Source organism: Phycisphaeraceae bacterium, from assembly GCA_019454185.1.
Classification (GTDB): Bacteria; Planctomycetota; Phycisphaerae; order Phycisphaerales; family UBA1924; genus JAHBWV01.
In genome coordinates this window covers 462,294-481,830 of record CP075368.1, presented here as the reverse complement: position 1 = coordinate 481,830, position 19,537 = coordinate 462,294, and the positions used below count along the sequence as shown (strand labels likewise).

The 19,537-nt window shown below is 62.2% G+C and carries 14 protein-coding genes and 1 tRNA gene; 5 read left to right on the top strand and 10 right to left on the bottom strand.

The window, feature by feature from the left end; translation table 11 throughout:
• Positions 1-6 precede the first annotated feature (6 nt).
• The 5 genes from KF838_01990 to KF838_01970 all read right to left on the bottom strand — a co-directional run bounded on the left by KF838_01990 (position 7) and on the right by KF838_01970 (position 6,699).
• Positions 7-2,343 carry a hypothetical protein gene (locus KF838_01990; protein ID QYK48634.1) on the bottom strand — a complete coding sequence of 779 codons (2,337 nt, stop codon included), beginning with the start codon at positions 2,341-2,343 and terminating at the stop codon, positions 7-9.
• Between the two features lie 156 nt (positions 2,344-2,499).
• Positions 2,500-3,336, bottom strand: a complete 837-nt coding sequence (locus KF838_01985; GenBank protein QYK48633.1) for a GTP cyclohydrolase I FolE2 — start codon at positions 3,334-3,336, stop codon at positions 2,500-2,502.
• 172 nt (positions 3,337-3,508) lie between these two features.
• Positions 3,509-4,291 carry a hypothetical protein gene (locus KF838_01980; protein QYK48632.1) on the bottom strand — a complete coding sequence of 261 codons (783 nt, stop codon included), beginning with the start codon at positions 4,289-4,291 and terminating at the stop codon, positions 3,509-3,511.
• Positions 4,292-4,410: 119 nt separating this feature from the next.
• Complete coding sequence (locus tag KF838_01975; protein ID QYK48631.1) at positions 4,411-5,727, bottom strand: tyrosine--tRNA ligase; 1,317 nt, start codon at positions 5,725-5,727, stop codon at positions 4,411-4,413.
• Positions 5,728-5,805: 78 nt separating this feature from the next.
• Positions 5,806-6,699: a type II secretion system protein gene (locus KF838_01970; GenBank protein ID QYK48630.1), complete on the bottom strand. Its 894-nt coding sequence runs from the start codon at positions 6,697-6,699 to the stop codon at positions 5,806-5,808.
• Between the two features lie 217 nt (positions 6,700-6,916).
• Between KF838_01970 and KF838_01965 the strand changes: the two genes are divergently transcribed.
• The gene (locus KF838_01965) at positions 6,917-7,948 is read left to right on the top strand and encodes a hypothetical protein (GenBank protein QYK48629.1); all 1,032 of its coding nucleotides are present in this window, start codon (positions 6,917-6,919) and stop codon (positions 7,946-7,948) included.
• A 16-nt stretch (positions 7,949-7,964) separates the two neighbouring features.
• On the opposite strand, the gene KF838_01960 is transcribed toward KF838_01965, so the two are convergent.
• The 3 genes from KF838_01960 to KF838_01950 all read right to left on the bottom strand — a co-directional run bounded on the left by KF838_01960 (position 7,965) and on the right by KF838_01950 (position 13,059).
• Positions 7,965-9,734 (bottom strand): glycosyltransferase, encoded by a 1,770-nt coding sequence (locus KF838_01960; protein ID QYK48628.1) that lies wholly within the window; start codon positions 9,732-9,734, stop codon positions 7,965-7,967.
• On the bottom strand, positions 9,731-11,305 hold the full coding sequence (locus KF838_01955) for a glycosyltransferase family 2 protein (protein QYK48627.1): 1,575 nt from the start codon (positions 11,303-11,305) through the stop codon (positions 9,731-9,733). The genes KF838_01960 and KF838_01955 overlap by 4 nt, the downstream gene beginning before the upstream one ends.
• Positions 11,306-11,382: 77 nt before the next feature.
• The gene (locus tag KF838_01950) at positions 11,383-13,059 is read right to left on the bottom strand and encodes a glycosyltransferase (GenBank protein ID QYK48626.1); all 1,677 of its coding nucleotides are present in this window, start codon (positions 13,057-13,059) and stop codon (positions 11,383-11,385) included.
• Positions 13,060-13,124: 65 nt separating this feature from the next.
• On the opposite strand from KF838_01950, the gene KF838_01945 reads away from it, so the two are divergent.
• Both KF838_01945 and KF838_01940 read left to right on the top strand, forming a co-directional pair.
• On the top strand, positions 13,125-13,778 hold the full coding sequence (locus KF838_01945; protein QYK48625.1) for a PH domain-containing protein: 654 nt from the start codon (positions 13,125-13,127) through the stop codon (positions 13,776-13,778).
• 146 nt (positions 13,779-13,924) lie between these two features.
• Entirely contained in the window at positions 13,925-14,299 is a 375-nt protein-coding gene (locus KF838_01940) for a hypothetical protein (protein QYK48624.1), read from the top strand.
• A 109-nt stretch (positions 14,300-14,408) separates the two neighbouring features.
• Here KF838_01940 and tig read toward each other — a convergent pair whose 3' ends face one another.
• Entirely contained in the window at positions 14,409-15,785 is a 1,377-nt protein-coding gene (gene tig / locus KF838_01935; protein ID QYK48623.1) for a trigger factor, read from the bottom strand.
• 306 nt (positions 15,786-16,091) lie between these two features.
• Here tig and KF838_01930 point away from each other — a divergent pair, with 306 nt between their 5' ends.
• Together KF838_01930 and KF838_01925 are read left to right on the top strand one after the other, a co-directional pair.
• A complete protein-coding gene (locus tag KF838_01930; protein QYK48622.1) occupies positions 16,092-17,669 on the top strand; it encodes a choice-of-anchor D domain-containing protein in 1,578 nt (525 codons plus the stop codon).
• A 67-nt stretch (positions 17,670-17,736) separates the two neighbouring features.
• Positions 17,737-17,822, top strand: a tRNA-Leu gene (locus KF838_01925).
• A 28-nt stretch (positions 17,823-17,850) separates the two neighbouring features.
• Here the strand turns inward: KF838_01925 and KF838_01920 are convergent.
• Positions 17,851-19,461, bottom strand: a complete 1,611-nt coding sequence (locus KF838_01920) for a glycosyltransferase family 4 protein (GenBank protein QYK48621.1) — start codon at positions 19,459-19,461, stop codon at positions 17,851-17,853.
• Positions 19,462-19,537 lie beyond the last annotated feature (76 nt).

Below are 19,537 nucleotides of genomic sequence, written 5' to 3'. Positions count from 1 at the left end.
AGCAACTTAAAGGTACCCCTCGGCTCTCAACGCGTGCAAGACCTGGTTGGCAATGGGGCCGGAGACCTTTCCCCCCGAACCGGCATACTCCATCAGGACCGCGACAACATACCTCGGACGCTGCTCACCCTTGGGGGCAGCCATCACCACAAACCACGAATGATCGCCGCTGCGAAGCGTCACCGCACGCTCAGGGCCATCACCATCGGGATCAACCGTGATCGCGGGGGCATCGGCGGTGCCTGTCTTTCCCCATACGGTCACACCGGGAACATTGAAAATCTTCTCCCGACCATTCTCGAACGCGATTGAGTGTCCAGTGCCATTCGACGCGTTCACGGATCCGTCCAGCCCGAGCAACGCCTCCTCGATCGCTCGTTGGTCCACGTCGATCTCCACGGGCGATGCCGTCTCTCCGAGCACCATGCGAGGCGGAATCACCACTCCGGACCTAGCGAGAATCGCGTAACTCTGAGCGGCATGCATCGGTGTCCACGCGACCGGCCCCTGACCCATGCCCATGAAGATGGCGTCGCCGATCTGGATGTTCGACTCATCTCCGTTGATGCCAAGGAAGCCGTTGAACTCCTGACCGACACCAAGGCCAAAGGGTGTTCCAAGGCCGAATGCCTTGTACACCCAGCGAATCCCGTCTGCGCCGAGGCGTTGTCCGAGCGTATAGAAAAAGATGTTGCACGAAACCGCCAACGCTTCGCGGCCAGTGGGTGAGTGACCGAGCGAGGCGTCGTGCGTCGAACCGAATCGCTTATAGATCCAGCACCGGTACATGTCCGGCTTTCCTGCGAGCAGATGTCCGGTGCAGGAGATCCGCTGGGAGACGCCGAGATTCCCGCGCGTGACCGCGCCCACATACACAAACGCCTTGACAATCGACCCGGGCGGATACGGTCTCGCGATGCACCGGTTCAACCATGCGACACCGATCGGATCACGGAAGATCGACCCTGGATCCTCACGCATCCGCGCCCGCGTATACGTCGGTGTCGAGACCATCGACAACACATCTCCGGTATCGACATCAAGCACGACCACCGCCCCGTGGAGATGCGTCCCGACAGGCACCGTCGGATTCTCATCACCGTGCCACGGCTGCGCGACCGCGAGCCCAACCGACGGATCCATGATCGCTTGGATCCGCGCCTGTAGTTGGATATCGATCGCCAGCGACACATCACGCCCCTGGCTCGGCGGCGCGATGACCCGTTCCTCCGTGTCGATGCGGCTCGTCACCACGCCGCGCAGACCACGCAGCACCAGCTCGCGAGACTCCTCGACGCCTCCACGCCCTACCGCATCCCCAGTTCGATACTCGCCCCGGTCGATACCCCCGTGCCCCATCGCCGCCGTCCGAAGCGCCTCATTACTCCGCAACGCTACGGCACGCCGCTCAGCATATTCTCTGAACAGAGTGTCACGCATCGAGCCGACGACATGGACACCGACGCCGTCGACCTGAACGCGACGAACCTCCGACCGCTTCAGCGGACCCGGCAGAGTCGAAAGATCGACCTCGACCTCCATCCGCTCAAGCGGGTATTCCCGCGCGCCGGCGTCGACGACCGACACGCCGGGAAGCCGCTCCACCACATCGGCAGGGCTTCCAGTCCCGCCCGGATACAACTCGATGAGCTCCCCCACCACTCGCATCATCTCGAACGCCGCGGCCTCAGACATCCGAGGCACAATCACATGCTGATCCCGCTGCTCACGGATCGCCTGTCCGGCCACCTGCCCGACGCGGCGTTCAACCTCGGTCGTGATCTCCTCGCCCCTCGCGAGGGCCGCGTCCAGCAACTGCTGCTTCCGAGCCGAGGAAATCACCCGGTGAGTCCTCGCGACACGATCGAGAATCTCATCTTGCCGACGCATGAGGGTCTCGCCCGACACGCCCGATGTGAGCGCGATGCTGGACCACATGCTCTCCACGTGCGCTGCATACGCCGGCAGATAGCGGTCAATGAGTTGCCCCCTCTCGTCTCCCGAGAGCCGCCCCCACTGCGCCGCGTGTACCTGGCGGGCATAACGACCCGCACGCTTGACCGCCCATTCACCCGCCAGCACGCTGTAATCTATCGTCAGGTCAAATGCCGGGCGGTCCTCAGCAAGCACCCGTCCCTTGCGATCAAGGATGCGTCCCCGTGTGGTGGGCAGCCAGACCACTCGCGTCAGACGACGGTCGGCATCAGCAAGCAGGGCCTCGCCCTCGAGCGCGGTCAACCGCCAGAGTTGGCCGAGCAACAGGGCGCCACCGGTGCCGACCGCTGCCGCGATCACCAGCATCCTGATCACGAACCGCCTTGAGTGACGCTCCGATCTCGCCATGGCTGCCCTTCCTTGGGTCGACCCACAGCCATGGTAGATCGGGCATCGGCCCCGACCCGCCACACTTCCAGCACCAGTGACTCCACACCCCCCCGGTGAATTCATGAGCAGGGGACGAATTCAGCCCCATATGTGGGCAAGGCACGCCTTGACGCGTTACCCCTTCGATCGCACCTTCGGCTTGCGACGCTTGTCTCGCGTCACTTGGGCGTAGGCGTTGTGGTTATGGATTGACTCGAAGTTCTCGGAGTTGATCTGGAACCACACGATCCGCTTCTCGCGCTCAAGGGCAAGAGCAAGGTCCCGCACGATGTCCTCAACGAACTTCGGATTCTCGTAGGCACGCTCCGTCACGAACTTCTCATCAGGCCTCTTGAGCACCGCGTACACCGGATGTGATGCTGCGCCCTCGAGAATCTCGACCAGCTCCTCGATCCACAGCATCCCCTTGACCCGGACCTTCGCCTCGACGCGGCACCGCTGATTGTGCGCTCCGTAGACGCTGATCTCCTTGGAACATGGACACAGACTCGTCGCCGGAGCCGCGACACCGATCACAAAGTCTGTCTCCCCGTTCGCCGTACACTCGAACGTGACCTGATAATCCATCAGCCCGGTCGCGCCGCTCACAGGTGCCTTCTTCTTGATGAAGTACGTGAACCGGGCCTCGAAGTGGGCCTCTGCGGCATGCAGCCGCCGAGAAATCGCCCTCGCAACCTCCGGGATCCGATCTGGGCTCAGCGGCTCACCCGTTTGTTCGTTCAACACCTCCAAAAATCGGGACATGTGCGTCCCCTTCTGGTGGTGGGGAAGCGAAACGTACATATTGATCGAAGCGACCGTCGATTGCTCCCCGCCATCGGGTGTGCGCAACTTGATCGGATATGTGATGTCCTTCACACCGACACGATCGATCGCGACCTTGCGGCTGTCCCCGAGCGACTGCACGTCCGGAATACCCGCTGTCCGCTTCACACTTTTCCGCTTCGCCATGGCCGTCGTTCCAGTCAATTCGAGGTATGTCCTAGGTTAGCGCTTGCAAGGCCGGAATCACGGGTTGAATCGAACCCGAGTCCCATTTGGATTCGATGCATGTCATCCTGAGGTGTCACAAGCGAACCGCAGGACTCTTCCAGCAGACTTCATAATCCCCTGGAAATCGCTATCACCGTTCGGTCCGGTCAGGAGGCATCATCGCCGATGCCCACCACACGCCGATCGGCACCCCCAGCAGCCCCCCCGCGAGCCAATCTAGGGGCGCGGGGTTCGCCACGCGGATCATCCGCCCCGCGAAGGCCGCCTCCACAACCTCTCGCCCATGGGCAGCAATCGCGGCGAGCGGACCCGCGAGGGCCAGGATCGCGACTCCGCCCATCGCAGTGACCGTCGCCCGTCGAACAGCCACATCCTCGTGCGCAGAAACAACGAGTCGCGATGCCGCACCCGCCAGAATAGACGCCACAAACGCTGCGAAGATGGTCTGCCCCTTCAGGGACTCGACCCCGAACAGCTGTACACCGAGTAGCCCAGCCGCGGCCGCCGCACCGACTGCTCCAATGGTTGTAACCGAACGCCCGCTCCCTCTTGATCCCCCCGCGTCCTCATTCTGATCTGACGCTCGATGCAGAATCCAGAGGAGCAGCGGCATGCAGGTCCCGACAATCGCCGATTCGACTGCGAGCCAGATCAGCGGTTCGCCACTCCGTGCGTGGAGGATCACGCCTTCTGGACTTCCCTGCCTCATGGCGATCCACATCGCCACGATGCCCGCACACAGTGCACCTGTCCTCGCCCCGGAAAGCCGGGCCGCAAGCGTGCCACTCGCAGCGATGATCGAGATCGCCACCAGCAACAAGCCGCTGCCGAGCACCCTGTCACCGCTCGTCAGCGCGGTCGCGCCAGTCGCGCCATCCGGCAGTTGCAGCCCACCCGCAATGACCGAGACCATCGGCCCGACCAAAAGCCCGGCAATCCCGACGCAGATCAAACTCCGGTTGCCGCTCTGCACACGCCGCCTTTCATGCTGACCGACGCCCCCGCACACCGGAGACCCATCCAACGTTCACTTCACTCCCAACGCGTCACGTGGCGCGCCTTCTTTCCGCGTTGAAGAACGGCGATTCTGCCGTGCAGGAGATGCGATGTGGTCAATCGCTCATCAGCCGAGGCCTTGCGACCATTCACCGAGACCGCTCCATTCGTCAGAAACTCACGAGACTCTCGCTTGCTGGATGCCAGTCCGACCTCAACAAGCAGGTCCACGAGTAAGACCCCACCGCCATCTCCGGAGAGCAGGGACTTGTTGTGCACGCTCGACGGCGCGGAGGCGAGGACTTCTTCCAGGAGGTTCTCGGGGAGGGACGCGACATCGCCGGAGAAGAGCGCCTTCGCGGCGGACTCGGCGTTCTCCATCTCCGACTTGCCGTGGAGGAGTGTGGTGGCCTCGCGGGCGAGGGTGCGCTGCGCGATGCGCTGGCCGGGATCCTTGGCGTGCTCGGCTTCGATGCGTTCGATCTCTTCACGAGGAAGGAGCGTGAAGATGCGGAGGAAACGGGCGACGTCGGCATCGGCGCAGTTGAGCCAGAACTGGTAGTAGGCGTAGGGCGAGGTGCGATCGGCTGTGAGCCAGATCGCGCCGGACTCGGTCTTGCCGAACTTGCCTCCATCGGCCTTGGTGACGAGGGGGGCGGTGAGGCCGAAGGAGAGATGTTCCGTCGACTCGGCACCCGCAGCGAGGGCGTACCGTCGGATGAGATCCACGCCCCCGACGATGTTGCCCCACTGATCGCTGCCCCCCATCTGGAGGGTGACGCCCATGTCCTTGTAGAGGTGAGCGAAGTCGTAGGCCTGGAGGAGGATGTAGCTGAACTCGGTGTAGGAGATCCCCTGCTCGCGGTTGTTGAGCCGGTCGCGGACGGAGTCGCGCTTGATCATCTCGTTGACGGAGAAGTGCTTGCCGATGTCGCGGAGGGCCTCGAGGAAGGAGATCTTCCCGAGCCAGTCCATGTTGTTGCTGATGAGGGCGTGGTTCTTTGTGGAGGGGGAGAAGTCGAGGAGTTTGCCATAGATGCGGCGTTGGCCGTCGACGTTGGCGCGGACGATCTCTTCGGTCATCAGCGTGCGTTCTGCGGACTTACCGGAGGGGTCGCCGATGAGGCCGGTTCCTCCACCGGAGACGACCACGGGTTGGTGCCCCGCGTTCTGGAGGTGGCGCAGGAGCATGATGGTGACGAGGTTGCCGATGGTGAGCGAGTCGGCGGTGGGGTCGTAGCCGACATAGCCGCGGCGCATCCCTGAAGCCAAGTGCGCGTGAAGCCCCGCTTCATCGGTGCACTGGTGAAAGAGGCCCCGCCACTTGAGTTCGGCAATCAGGTCTGTGGGCATGGGGCGAGGGTAGGCGGGAGGACAAATTGTCAAGCAACCAAACGACCAAAGTGAGCAAAGCAGAAGGCGGCGAGAGCGTTACCGTCTCGGCAGTGTCCAGTCCTCGCTCTTGGCCTGCGAAGCCCAGCGACGCATGTCCTGCAGCGAATCCCACGAATGGGTCTGGGCATGCCCGTCCAGGTGCGACACGATCGCCTTCTTGTCGTGGCGGAAGTGGACAAAGCCCGAGTTACGGCGAGGATCGGGTGCGTTCGGATCGTACACGCTCGCCCAGAGACGCCCCGACGAGTCCGACCCAGGGGCGGGAAAGCGTGGCGCGAGCACCTCGTACCACCCGTGCTTCTCCTTGGCATCCCAGTTGGTGTACCAGAAGTCCTGGGTCTTGGCCGTCGCAAACGTGACCAGCATGTCAGGCCGCTGTACCTGATCCAGTCGCTCGATGTGGTACTTGCCGTACATGGCACGAAACGCCGGGTTGAACCCGAACTCGCTCCCGCCCAGAAACTCCGCGTTCAGCCCCAGAGAAGGGAACAGTGAAACGAAATAGGTGTGCGATGGTGCCGAGGTGTCCGCACGCAAAGCAGTCAGCAGATCGTCTGACATGTACATGCCGCGGAAATTGAAGTCGAGGTACGGAGCAAGACGCCACGGCCAACGTCGCGCCTCGGGTCCCGTGATCCGCTCGCCCGACGCATCCGTGACCTGCATCCCGCCAGAGAGTGAGACCCAATCCAGCGGCACAAGACCGGGGATCAGAGCCCCTCGATGGTCATCCGCGTAGGCGAAATACGCGATCATGAGCTGCTGCGAAGCCGCCAGCTCGCGGGTCGAACGTGCAGCGCCTCTCGCCTTCCCCAAAGCCGGCAAGAGAATGCCGATCAGCAACGCCAGCACCGCGATCACAACCAGCACTTCAACCAGCGTAAACGCCTCGGCAACAGAGCGCAGCGGGCACCTGCGATGCCGAGTCATCCTTCGCGGTATGCAGTGTTCTGTGCGGCACATTGAAGACTATCGTATCCTTTAATCCATTGCGGTGCGGTCTTCACCAGTCAAAGTCGTGTTCTTGTACGGCGAGATTTTTTCCGGCTGTTTGGCGAAGTCAAACTTGACGCGACTGAGACTCAGTCGCAATTATTACCCGACCAGTGGTGGCTTCGTCAACTCGGCACTTTGAAAGGGTGAAAACATGAGGACAATCCTGACGCTCGCGGCACTCGTCGGCCTCACACCTTGTGCGACCGCCCAGCCCATCCACTACGCGGCACCCGCCTCCGGCGACCGCTGGATGTACCCGTTCAACTTCTCGAGCGGCTTCGAGATCTCGGCACCTACGTTCGGAGCCATTCTCGAACCCGGCTTTGATGACCGTGACTCGCAAATGCTCGTCACGTGGGAAACCAACGCGGCGATTCCCTCCGGACTTGAGCAGAGCGAGTACCACATCCAGAGAGTCACCGTTCGCGCAACCGTCGCGAACAACCTCATCTGGCGCTACGACGGCACCCCTGACCCCACCGCGTCGTACTACCCAACAACCGACCCCGACTACATCGCCGACACCGATGCAGGACGCCCTATCGAGCTCTTCGGCGTTGGCTACCGCAACAGCGCATCCGCGTTGACGTGGAACGAGTTCTCTTCCTTCTCGACCGGCTCGCCCGACCCGGGACCCGCTGAGAAGTGGCGAGATGCGTTCGCCGCAACATTCGATCTAGCGGGCAACGCAACCGACGTCTCCAACCAGGTTCGCGAGCGATTCAATCCCGCCGCCATGGCCATCGGAACCACAGATCAGGTCACGCCGGGCAGTCTTGTCCCGATCGACACCACGCTTACCTTCGAGGTCGACTTGTGTGATCCGGCCACACGCGCGTATTTCGCGAGGTCTCTCAGCGCGGGGCGACTGCATCTTGCAATCACATCACTTGAACCCGCCTCTGGCGGCCCCGGAGGCGGGAGCGGCGGCTTGTACCCCCGCTTCTACACCAAGGAAGACCCGAAGACGACATCGAATCCTCTGCTGCGAGTGTCACTCGATGTCGAGGTGCGCATCGGCGTGCGACCGGACGTCAACGGCGACACGATCGTTGACATCCTCGACTTCCTTGATTTCTTCGGGGCGTTCGGAGCAGGCGACCCGTTCGCTGACTACAACGCCGACTGCGAGGTCGACATCCTCGATTTCCTCGATTTCTTTGAGGACTTCGGGGCGTACTGAGAGCCGCTGGTTCGAGTCAGACCGCCCCCAACGCGCTGCTTTGTAACCCGGCCTCAGCGTTTCTCTCAGTGTTGTTGCTCGCGCGTTGCCCTGCGCGTACCCCGAGTGCTTCCGCGTAGATCCCGGAGACCTCCCGCACGTGGTCCGGGTATGAGCGCAGCACGCTGGCTCTGTGGATCTCCTCAGGACTCGGGACGGCAACCTCACCACTGACCAATCGCATGATACAAGACGCGAGTGCCTCCGGAACTCCAGCCGGGAAGAGCATCCCGTTCTTCCCCTCGTTGATCCACTCCGGTGGACCGCCGAGCCGAGAGGCGACCACAAACTTGCCCGCGTGAAGATGCTCAAGCAGGACGAGTGGCGAATTCTCGAACCACACATGAGGCAGGATGCCGGCGTCGTACTCGCCGACAGAGGCCACCAGTTGCAGCATGTCGTACCCGCCGCAGAACTGCACCTCGGGATAAACACTCAGGCGTTTGCGGAACGTCCAGTCCCACCCCGCAGCGCGAATCTGGAAGTGGCATCGCTGCCTGACCTCCTTCGGCAAGAGCGGGATCGCGCTCGCGAGGATCTCAAGGCCTTTGTTGTTCCTCACGGTCCCGTGGAACGCGAATCGCAGCGGGCGCTCTGACTCCGGCGACCACGGCCGCACGCGATAGAACGGCGACCGCTTGACCAGCCGGTGCAACTGGTCGAAATGGACCTGTCCGAGGCGGACGTGGCGACCTATCTCAGGACGCATGCCCATGCGAAGAAATGTGTTCAGGACGAAGCGGCTCGGTGGAATGACAAGGTTCGCCTGGTTCAACGCTTCGATGCCGGCAGAACGCCGCTTGCCGAACTCGTTCAGCACTACGAGATGATGCTCCCCGGAGAGGAAACGCTCATTCTGATCGAGGGGTGAACGCCCAAGCGAGACGATCTTGTCGTTCTCATCAAGCCGCAGATTGTGCTCGATGGTTCCGGGGTGCGCCGCGTGATCACCGACTTCGAACCCCATGCCGATCTCCGGATCGAGCGGCGGCGGGACCGACTTGACCGGACGCTTGGCTCGACCGGATCGCGTCGCGTGCTTCTTGAAGAACAGCCAGACCTGCCGAACGCTTTGATACGGCGCAAGCCCGAACAGGCGGACCATCGTCTGTTCGCGCTTTCTGCGTGCGAGCACGCGATCACCCGCCTCGGGTGTGAGACATCCAACGCACCGCTGCCCTCCCTCGAAATCCATGCAGACCTCGCGCTCCTTGTGCAAGAGATCAACCTGGGGGCATGCGTACCAGTAATTGTGGGGAGTGACAACGACGGCATATCCCGCTCGCCTCATCGCGCCGATCAGATCGAGCGGATACCCCTCGAGCGAATGGACATGGACTACCTCAGCGTCGATCTGTGCAAGCCAAGCGAGCACCACACTCGACTGCGCGGGGCATGTCAGCTCAGTCGCAAGTCGCCCGAAGTTTGCCGCAGCAGGCGAGAGATTCGGCGCGTTGAAGAGGTCAAAGCACTCAACACCACGCCACGACTCGAATCGCTTCACGTGGATCCCGGGGCGGAGCGAATAGTCCATGCCCGATCGAAGATAAAAGACATGGTGTCCCATCTGCGCGAGACCGGCCGCAAGCTCTGACGCAGAGAGGTTGTACCCGGAACCCTCTCGCGCCTGCTGCGAGAGGCGTGCCCATCCGAGCATCGCAACACGCAGAGGACGTTCGGCAACAGGCCAGTTCAATGGCCGCTCTTGGTGCTGACCCACAGTCTCGTGATGCGTGCTCGAATTCATGCACAACTCTCGATGGGAACCGGCCGCGAGTCATGGGCCGGAGGTGTTCCGGTACGACACCATCGAATAGCTCTCAGGCGAGTTCCGATCCACTTCGACACGAACTCGAATCGCGCTGCGGTGCCATCCTCTTCAACCTGTACGACACCGGGATTTTTCCTGTCGATATGCAGATTGTGCTCCCCGCCGAGCAGCGGGAAGTCGTTCGTCTGATCAAATACCACCGCAGCTCGCACCGGTCGGATCAGCAGAGACAGTTGTCGGCGCAGCTTCGAGCGACGTCGGCCGGAGTAGACGATCCGCTTGACCCCCGGTGGGGCAGGGTGGTCGTGGCCTGGAATGTCGTTCCGCACGATCTCGATCCATTGAATGCCGCTCGCGGCTGGATCTACCGCCTCGCGGAGCTTGGCGGACGACTCCAATGCGTCGGGTGATCCGCACATGACGGCAACCCGCGGCGTACCCGACAAAAGTCCGAGGCGAGCGAACGCTTCAATGATCGGCTCGGATCTGGGCCCCTGCTCATCGAGCTTGCCGGCCCTGCCGACGGCTGCGTCTTCGACGCTCCTGCGGATGATCTCCGCGTGGAAGAGTCGCCGGTTCATCGCGGCTCTCAGAGCATCTCGCATGAGTCCACGGACACGCATCTCAAGGACGCGTCGCGAACGCTCCGGCTCGATCACCTTCTGAATGACCCACAGAATGTTCCGTTGTGCGTAGTAGAGGCGAGCGGGCGTGAGCTTGTGGTGCCATGGCGTGTGGTAGATCACCGCGTCCAGATCGCAGACGATGCGATAGCCGGCCCTGGCGAATCGCAGACACCAGTCCGCATCATCGCAATAGATGAAGTACCTGTAGTCCCAGAAACCAATCTCCCGCACCGCGGCCCAACGGGCGAGCATCGAGCACGCGGAAACGATGTCCACATCGCGAACGCCGCTGTACTCGCGCCTTCCCTTCGGGCCTCCCACACGCTCGACCCACCTGGCATGGGAGTCGTACAACCTGTGACCTGGAGCGGGGTGATCGCCCATGAACCCGGTGTTCGGATCGAAGTAAATCGTCGTCTCGATCGTCTCCTCGCGTGCGTTGTAGTCCATTGTCCGTGAACCGACGAGCCCGATCGAAGGATCCGAACTCATCGTCGACACCAACCGATCGAGCGTGTCGGGCGCAACATCTATGTCATCGTCCACCAGCCAGACATAGTCGGGCGCGTTCCCTCGTCGCCTCGCATCTTCTGTGTCGAGCGCGTGAGCGATGTACTCGAATCCCGTGTTGAACCCGCCACACCCGCCGAGATTCTCGGAGTTCCGCACGATCGTAAGCGACCGGAAACCCCCTTGATTCGGACCGGTTCGCGACGAACGAGGTCGGAAACACGGCTGGTGCGCGTGCGGCGTTGGATTGTCAATGATCTCATCCGGAGACCACCGCTCCACAAGCCGCTCGAGTGTTCCATCGGTAGAGTTGTTGTCCACGACGACAAGAGCGATCACGCCAGCGCCGATCGACTGACGCGACAACGCCTCCAATACCGCCGAGACCAGCTCCTTTCGATTCCATGTCACGATAATCGCGGCAACTCGTGTCGTCGCAGCTACCTGGAGAGGCTCGCGATGATGCCCTCGCCTTGTCTTCAGTGTCGTCAACTCGTGACTCCGGGGCTTGCCAATGGCGGAACGTCCGGCTCGCGGATCGCACCGTCCGGATCACGTCCGCGAACGCGGACACACTCAGCGTAGACGCCGACCAACTCTCTCGCATGCTCACCGATGTCCTTCGGCGGCCGAACATTCGCACGCATGGAGGAAAAAATCGAGCGATCCGCAGCGAGCAGACGAAGCTTCGCCGCGAGATCGTCTCTGTCGTTCGCTCGGAACAACATGCCATTCAAGCCATGCTTCACAAAGTCGGGAATGCCGCCGACCGCCGAAGCAAGCACGGGCACTGAGCAGGCGAAGAACTCAAAGACGGTCTGCGGCGCATTGTCCCACCAGACACTCGGAACCAGCCCTAGGTCCTCGCCCCCGAGAATCCATGGAATATCTGCCTGGTCGTAGCCGTATTGGATCCTGACACCCGCCAGTCGCGGCTCCAAACGCCGCACCATCCATTCGGTCTGGTCCGCTCCCTGAGCGAAGATCGACAGATGGAAAGCCGCGAGCGTCTCGGGCTCAATCGATTCGAGTGTGTCAAGAAAGAAGGGCAGGCCCTTGTACCAGTGATTCACGCCCATGAACGTCATCCGAATCGGGCGCGGATGAACCGGGTCGAAAGGTGGAGGTGCGAAGGCGAGCGAACGCCGCCGAGCAACAATGCGGTTGAGGGTCGTCCCGATGTGCTGAGTCCGCAGGATCTCGCTGCGCACACCCATGCTCTGAAACTTTGACGAAACGAAGTCGGAGACTGCCAGCACAGCATCGCACGAGTTCAGCGCATCGATCATCGCTCGACGTCGATGCCCGAACTCGTTCACGGGTGAATCGAGCGATGGATCTGGAGTGATCTCGTTGTTCAGCACTCGTAGTCTCTGCGAAAGACTCTTCTGCTGCTCCCGCTCGGCGAGCACCCGGGCCGTGCGGCCTCGCTTGTCGGCGTGCGGGTCAAGTCCCATCGGAGTGGTGAGATCGTCCTGCCCATGAACCACACGCCCCGGAGCACGGTCTGACGCTTCGTTTCGGACAATGAATGAGCGGATCTCCTCTCCGATCGCTCGGAGCGTCGGACGTTCGGCCTTGGCAGGCAGCCATTCCGCTTCACGTTGACGACGGGTCTCCCCAGGGTCGGGAGATTGCACGCACCTTGCACACGCAGCCCCACCCTCCGCGTTGTGGCAGACGTCTCGATGCCCCTGCAAGAGGTACACCTGCGGGCAGATCGTGTGGTAGTTGTGCAGACTGTAAACGACTGCCGTCCGTGGTTGCTGCCGCCCGGCCAGCGAAGCTGCCTTCACACATCCGGCACTCAGTCCCTCAATGTTGTGGAAGTGAACGACATCCGGCTCGATCCACCCGATCATCCTTGCGAACAGGGCTTCCAGTTCCGGTGACGACCTCTCGGCACCCGGATCCCTGAATTGGACGATCGACGGAGCCATCACCGGAGAGTTGATGATCTCGAGCACTCGAACCCCGAGCCAGTCTTCCTGCCGACGCACGTGCAGCGGCTCAGCAGCGATGTACGTCTGACCGGAACAGATCCACCATACCTCATGCCCGAGGTCGGTCAATTCGAGCGCCAGCGCCTGCGCGTACCCATTCACCCCACCGCCGATCCCGGCTCCATCCCATATTCTTGCCCAGTTGACCAGGACTACACGCATTGTCTTCGAGTATAACCTGTTGGTGCTCTCGTGCAGTGGAGCCGGACGCGGAGCAAGGAGGCCCCATGATCACCGTCACCTGCGACAAGTGCGAGCGACTTCTGTCCGTCGAGGACTCGCTCGCCGGTTCGAAGATCGCATGCCCCCACTGCGGCGACATCAACGTGATCCCCAAGCGTCCGTCCTCGCCCGACTCGGGCGAAACGGCTCCACGCACCGGCGTTGACCGAGCGGCTGCCGCCGGCTATCCACCCGATTCCGGCCCCGAGCAGCGTGTGCGATTGGTTCGACCGGCCGTCATCCGGGCCCATCCTGTCGCGATCGTCGGTCTCTGGACACTCGTTCTGGCCGGGCTGGTTGGAACCATCTACCTCGGTCTCGTAAAGGGCTCGACAACATGGCTCATCGCGTCGCTTGTGGCCTGCCTCGGGGCTCTTGGCGCCCTCGGCGTCTGGAAAGTCCTCTCACTCAGCGAGACGATGGAGATCACGACCAAGCGATCTGTCCTGCGCCGTGGGCTCCTCAGCAAGGCCACGACCGAAGTCGTTCACGACGATATCCGCAATCTCCAGATTTCGCAGACGTTCCTCCAACGGGTCCTGAAAGTCGGCACCATTGGCATATCGAGTGCCGGACAAGACGCCGTCGAGATTGTCATGCGTGATGCCCCGAATCCCCACGAGATCCGTAAGATCATCGACCTCTACCGCCCGCTCTGACCCCGTTCTGCCCTCAGACCGCCGAAAACCGACCGCCGAATCTGTTCGCAAGAGGGCACAAAGCACCTGGCGGCGCGCCCAGAGCCGGACGCACCAAAGGACGAATACCATCGCGACGCCCGAGGGACGTGCCGGAGACGCCGATCATGGATGAAGAGAGACGCTTGACCTACATCCACAAACTCCGGCTCCGCGTGCTGGCATGGCTGCTCGGGATCACCCTCGCCGGGTTTGCTGCCGTGTCGTGGATGGCCCTTCCTGCCTGGCCCGTTGTCGGCGTCGCCGTCGCGATCGTCGTCGCCACAGTTTCAACCATGACGAATCGCCTCAACACCGAGACATGCTACTCGTGCGGCCAGGACATGCACGACGTCCAAGCGGGCGAGCATGGCCGAACCTGCCCCTCGTGCGGCTCGATCAGCTTCAAGCTCGCATCTCTGCCCGGATATCCAGACGACAGCGAGCACCCGCTCGACACATCGGAAGAGGCATCCCCACAGGATGACCACCGACGCGGCTGAGTGTCGCCGCTTTTCTTTGAACACACTGCCAGATGAATGAAAGAGGCCCCGTGCCGGACGGGGCCTCTTGATACTTCGTTGCCTCGATCAGAAGCCGCGGGGCAGCAAGTCAGATCTGACCGCTTCGCGCCAGTGCGTTGTACTCATCAGAGTCCATCTCCGTGACGCTCGCCTTAGCCAGGATCGCGTCGAGCGTCTTGTGCTCCCTGACAGTCTGAACGATGCCGCCGATCTGATTGTTCTGGATCAACTGCTGGCGCAGCTGATCAGGCCTCGCGCCCTGCGCCTGAGCCATCTGAACAATGTACGAGTTGACCTCGCCCTCGTTCACGCCGACCTTCAGGTGCTCGGCGGCCTTGTTCAGGATGAACGCCAAGCGCAGCTCTCGCCGCGCGGCCTTGTTCGCGTCCTCGCGCAACTCGGCCATGTGCATCTCGATGTCCTGGGGGCTCACCCCACGGTACATCAGCTCCATCCGCCGACGCTCGAGGGTCCTGGCGGCCTGCTGCGCCGTCAGACGCTCGGGCAGATCGATCTTCGTGTTCTCATCGAGATACTTCGAGATCTGTGCCCGCAGCACAGACTGCTGCCGTACTCGCAACTGTCCCTCGGCCGACAGACGAGTCTGCTCGCGAAGCTGCTGCTCGCTCTCAAGCCCGTACATCTGCACCAGATAGTCGGTGGTCGCAGGCACGATCCGATCCACACGAGAGACAGTGAATGTGATGACCACATTCAAGCCGCGAAGTGCCTCGACCTCGTGGTTCTCGGGACCGACAACCCGGATCGTCGCTGTGTCACCGGCCTTCGGCAGGCCGAACTGCTTGCCGAAGTCCTCGACCATGACGCCGAGGATCATGCCGCGTCCGTTCTTGTCGTCGGCGGGAATCTGCACCACCGCGCCGTTCAGGTCGTAGAACGTCGTGCCGTCGGCCTCGGACTTCATGATCGCGTGGCCGGTCACATAGTCGCCCGCCTCAGGGATATCGCGCGACTCAAGCGTTCCCTCGTTGATCCGGTAGGTCTCAAGCTGCTTCTCGATGATCTCGTCGGTAACGTTGACAACCGGCTTCTTTACAGCGATCCCATCCAGAGAGGGCAGATCAAACTCAGGGAGGATCTCAACCTCGATCTCAAACGCAAACGCCTGACCCGAAACAAGCTCGAGCGCCCCGAGCGTCTGGCTGGTCGGATCGCCGATCACCTGAAGCTTGTGCGCCTCGACCGCCTGGCCATACGCCTCCGAAACAAGCTGCTGCTTCGCATCCTGGCGAATCCCGGCACCGAACTTCTTCTCGATGAGCTGCTGCGGAACGCGGCCGCGACGGAAACCAGGAAGCTCCGCGCTCGCGGCCGCCATCGACATCGCCTGCTTGATCCGATCCGTCACCACCTCCGCGGGGATCTCGATCGAGATCTTCTTGCGGCTCGGGCCGGCGTCGGAAATCATGACCTTGTTGGTTTGCTCGGCAACTCCGCTCGACATGTGATCCCTCGCACGCTCAACGACGACGCCCAGGCGCCGACCGTGGTTCTCGGACCGATCGCGCGGCCCCCATTGGGCCGGGCTGTGGGTAGACTGCAAGTGTAGACATCGGCCATCCGCCGTCCACGATCGTTTCCCGTTCGGGAACAGGCCAGCCAACCCCCCCTCTCCAAACCTCATGGGTCACAAGATCCTGCAAAGAAAGCAATTGCCGCGTCCCTTCTCTCCCGAACCCTCTATCATCTCCAGCACGTCGGGGGTCGCGTCTAAACGTCCGCACACCGAGCAGCAGAGAGATCGATCGCCATGTCAAGCCACAGAATCGCCGCGGCCGTCGCAGGCCTCGTTGTCGTCCTGTCCGCATTCAGCTCCGAAGCACAGCTCCGTGTTGCGGCTTGGAACATCTCAAACTACTCTGGCGGTCGTGTTGCCGATATTCAGACGTCCGTTTATGGCGTCTTCGAGGGCCGCTCCCTCGATCCCGATGTCCTTATCTGCCAGGAGTTTCTCTCTGCGACGGGAGTTGCATCGTTTGCCAACGCTCTGAATACCGCCCCCGGATCGCCCGGCGATTGGGTTGGAGCGACCTTCATCGACGGCCCCGACACAGACTCGGCCTTCTTCTATCGCTCATCGCGCGTGACATTCCTCGGCCAGACCGTGATCGCCTTGGGCTCTACCTCCAGCAGCAATCAGCCCCGCCACACGATCAGGTACGACTTTCGGCCGGTCGGATACTCTTCCACTCAGGCCACGATCGGTGCCTACAGCGTCCACATGAAAGCCGGCTCCGCATCCACCGATCAGAGCCGACGCCTGGTCGAGGCCCAGCGCATCCGCGATAACGCCGAAGGCATCGACACAAACGGACCCGGCAGCGCACTCCCGGCGGGGTACCGCTTCCTTGTCGGTGGAGACTTCAACATCCAGACCTCCAGCCAGGCGGCCTATCAGGAGCTTGTCGGCTCTCAACTCAACAACAGCGGGCGTTTCTTCGATCCCATTTCAACCCCAGGATCGTGGAACAACAACGGCGCATTCCGAATCGTCCACACCCAGGATCCCATCGGCGCAGGCGGCATGGACGATCGTCACGACCAGATCCTGCTCTCAGCAACATTGATCGATGGTGTCGGCCTGACCTACCAGGGTAACCCGTCGATCCCGTACAGCACGACAACCTGGAACGACGCCAATCACTCGTACCGAGCATGGGGCAACGACGGCACAAGCTTCGACACGACACTCAAGGTCGTTGGGAACACCATGGTCGGTCCAGCCATCGCCCAGGCGCTGATCAACTGTGCCAATGGCGCGGGGCATCTGCCCGTGGTGCTCAATCTTCTCCTCCCCGCCGAGATTGAAGCAAGCACCACGATCGACTTCGGAACGGTCGACATCAACACCATGGCCGATGCAACGCTGACCGTCACCAATAGCGGTGACGTTGCAAAGTGGTCCGCCTCGGGCATCAACACCCTGAATTACACGCTCGCGGCCTCCGCTGGTTTCTACGCACCAGGGGGCTCATTCAGCGAGAACGCCGGAGGGGGCTCAAACTCCCACACGATCACGATGGACACATCGACCCCGGGCTTGAAGTCTGGGACGATCGTCATCACGTCCGATGCCCCGGATCAGCCGACCCTCATCGTCACGCTCCTCGGGGAGGTCATCGATTCGCTCTGTGCTGCCGACTTCAATCAGGACGGCGAATCCGACGTGCTCGACTTCCTTGACTTCCTCGACGCCTTCGGCCAGTGCGAGTCGCAGCCCGCCCCGTGCTCGCCAAACGGATTCGACGCCGACTTCAACGGCGACACCCTTGTGGACGTCCTCGACTTCCTCGACTTCCTTGATGCCTTCGGTCGTGGGTGCGAGTAACTCGCACACGACCACCCTGACTCTCTGAAAGAACGCGCCAATGATCTGCCCTGTTCACCACCCATCAGCCGGAGTGGCGGAACTGGCAGACGCGACGGATTCAAAATCCGTTGGGGCTCACACCCCGTGCAGGTTCGATTCCTGTCTCCGGCACTTGTTCGTCGATCTGATCATCCGGCACTCACTCATACAGCCGGTGCACACGAAGTCCCTGCGACTCGTACACACCTCGCCGACCCCAGATGGTCTCCGAGTGCAGCCAAGACGAAATCACAACATCTGTCGCACCTGACGCTGCAAGGCGTGCTGGCTCCCAGACCTGCCAACCCAGAAACGGCTTACCCCAGCGATCCCGGCTGTCATCCGTGATCGCCACGACCGTTGCCGCCGATTCCGACAGAACCCCTGCGAGTTCGATCGTGTGCCGCCCCGCCCCGTGAATCGCCACCTTGCGGCCCGCCAGCGACTCCAACACTTCCTTCATCCGCCGCGGCCCGTGCGACGGCACCGTCCCTGAGCACCCGGGCGAGTTCGGCGAGAAACTGAACGCGCACGGCCACGACGCTCGCCACGGCCGCGCCGGGCTCTGCCCGATCTCATCCAGCACCTTCGAAACGCCCTCAACGTGCGCATCAATGCTGAAGTTCGACAACGCCGCGTTCCACGCCGCGACCGCCATCGCGTGCCGATCGCACCCGAGGAACCGCTGCACCGCATCCGCCAGCGCAATCCCCACGCGCTGCTCATCATCTCTTGGCTGCGCATCGACAATCAGCCCGCTCACCCCCGGCTCGATCCCCGTCGCCGCGCCCGAGTTTACATTCGTCACCAAGGGCACGCATCCGTGCGCCATCGCCTCGATGCGGCTGATGCACAGCCCCTCAAACCGTGAACCCAGCACGAACGCGTCCCCCCACTTCAGCCATTCCTCGACTTCCATCGGCCCCGCCAGACCCTTCCTCACCACCTTCGGCCGCGAGGCGATCATCGCGTCGAACTCAGCTGCTGCAGGCCCGTCGCCAACCACCACGATCTCGTGATCAATGCCACGCCGAGTCAGCTCGTCGGAGAGATACGCGAACGAGAGCACTCGCTTCTGGAAGTGTTCGATCCGACCCGTATATATAAGCCGAACCGGGCGCCCTTCGAGCGGCTCACGCCGCGCGGGCGGGAGATACGGAACACGGACGCCGTGGCGCACCGTCGTGATATCGCCACGCCGATGAGGCAGCTTGGCACCCAGGACGCCAATCGCACGCTCGTCGATCGCGACATACTTCGAGATGATCGGCTCGAACCTGAGCAGGAGTCCCGTGTCGTAGTCAGAGTCGGTATGCTGCCAGCCCAAGACGCGCACGCGGTCAAAGTCCGTCAAAGACAATGCCGCTGCCAAGCCATACGAGTCGCCGAGGATATTCGGCATCAGCACAACCGGCGCACCCGTCTCATCCGACATCTGACGGACCGCCTCGCGGTACGCTGGAAGAAACGGCGAGAGGTCACCCTCGATGTGATGCATCGACGGCCAGCCCTTGGGTTCAACCCGCCTTACCTTCCGGTGCAACTCCACCACCGCCGCCGGCTGCCCCTCACCTCTCGGATGGACCAGAAGCGCGACCTCGCGCCCACGCTCCGCGAGCCCGTTGGCCAACTGAACCGCCCACGTGGTCACGCCCCCGAGATCGAGACCGTGGGGCAGACTGATCAAAGCCGGGCTCAGTGCCTTCACAGCAGAAGACGCGGCTGGAAGACGCACCTTGGCCGTCGCCGATGTCGCAGTGGAAGTCGCCATGATGGCTAGGTTCGTCGGCCTTTGGAAGGGGGGAGAAACAGTCTTTGCCGCCCGACATCTAGGTCGGTCGATGAAT

Bases quoted from the DNA above. Each gene is read 5' to 3' on its own strand.
- KF838_01990 (QYK48634.1), bottom strand. From the start codon at position 2,343: ATGGCGAGATCGGAGCGTCACTCAAGGCGGTTCGTGATCAGGATGCTG.
- KF838_01985 (QYK48633.1), bottom strand. From the start codon at position 3,336: ATGGCGAAGCGGAAAAGTGTGAAGCGGACAGCGGGTATTCCGGACGTG.
- KF838_01980 (QYK48632.1), bottom strand. From the start codon at position 4,291: ATGGTCTCGGTCATTGCGGGTGGGCTGCAACTGCCGGATGGCGCGACT.
- KF838_01975 (QYK48631.1), bottom strand. From the start codon at position 5,727: ATGCCCACAGACCTGATTGCCGAACTCAAGTGGCGGGGCCTCTTTCAC.
- KF838_01970 (QYK48630.1), bottom strand. From the start codon at position 6,699: ATGACTCGGCATCGCAGGTGCCCGCTGCGCTCTGTTGCCGAGGCGTTT.
- KF838_01965 (QYK48629.1), top strand. From the start codon at position 6,917: ATGAGGACAATCCTGACGCTCGCGGCACTCGTCGGCCTCACACCTTGT.
- KF838_01960 (QYK48628.1), bottom strand. From the start codon at position 9,734: ATGAATTCGAGCACGCATCACGAGACTGTGGGTCAGCACCAAGAGCGG.
- KF838_01950 (QYK48626.1), bottom strand. From the start codon at position 13,059: ATGCGTGTAGTCCTGGTCAACTGGGCAAGAATATGGGATGGAGCCGGG.
- KF838_01945 (QYK48625.1), top strand. From the start codon at position 13,125: ATGATCACCGTCACCTGCGACAAGTGCGAGCGACTTCTGTCCGTCGAG.
- KF838_01940 (QYK48624.1), top strand. From the start codon at position 13,925: ATGGATGAAGAGAGACGCTTGACCTACATCCACAAACTCCGGCTCCGC.
- tig (QYK48623.1), bottom strand. From the start codon at position 15,785: ATGTCGAGCGGAGTTGCCGAGCAAACCAACAAGGTCATGATTTCCGAC.
- KF838_01930 (QYK48622.1), top strand. From the start codon at position 16,092: ATGTCAAGCCACAGAATCGCCGCGGCCGTCGCAGGCCTCGTTGTCGTC.
- KF838_01920 (QYK48621.1), bottom strand. From the start codon at position 19,461: ATGGCGACTTCCACTGCGACATCGGCGACGGCCAAGGTGCGTCTTCCA.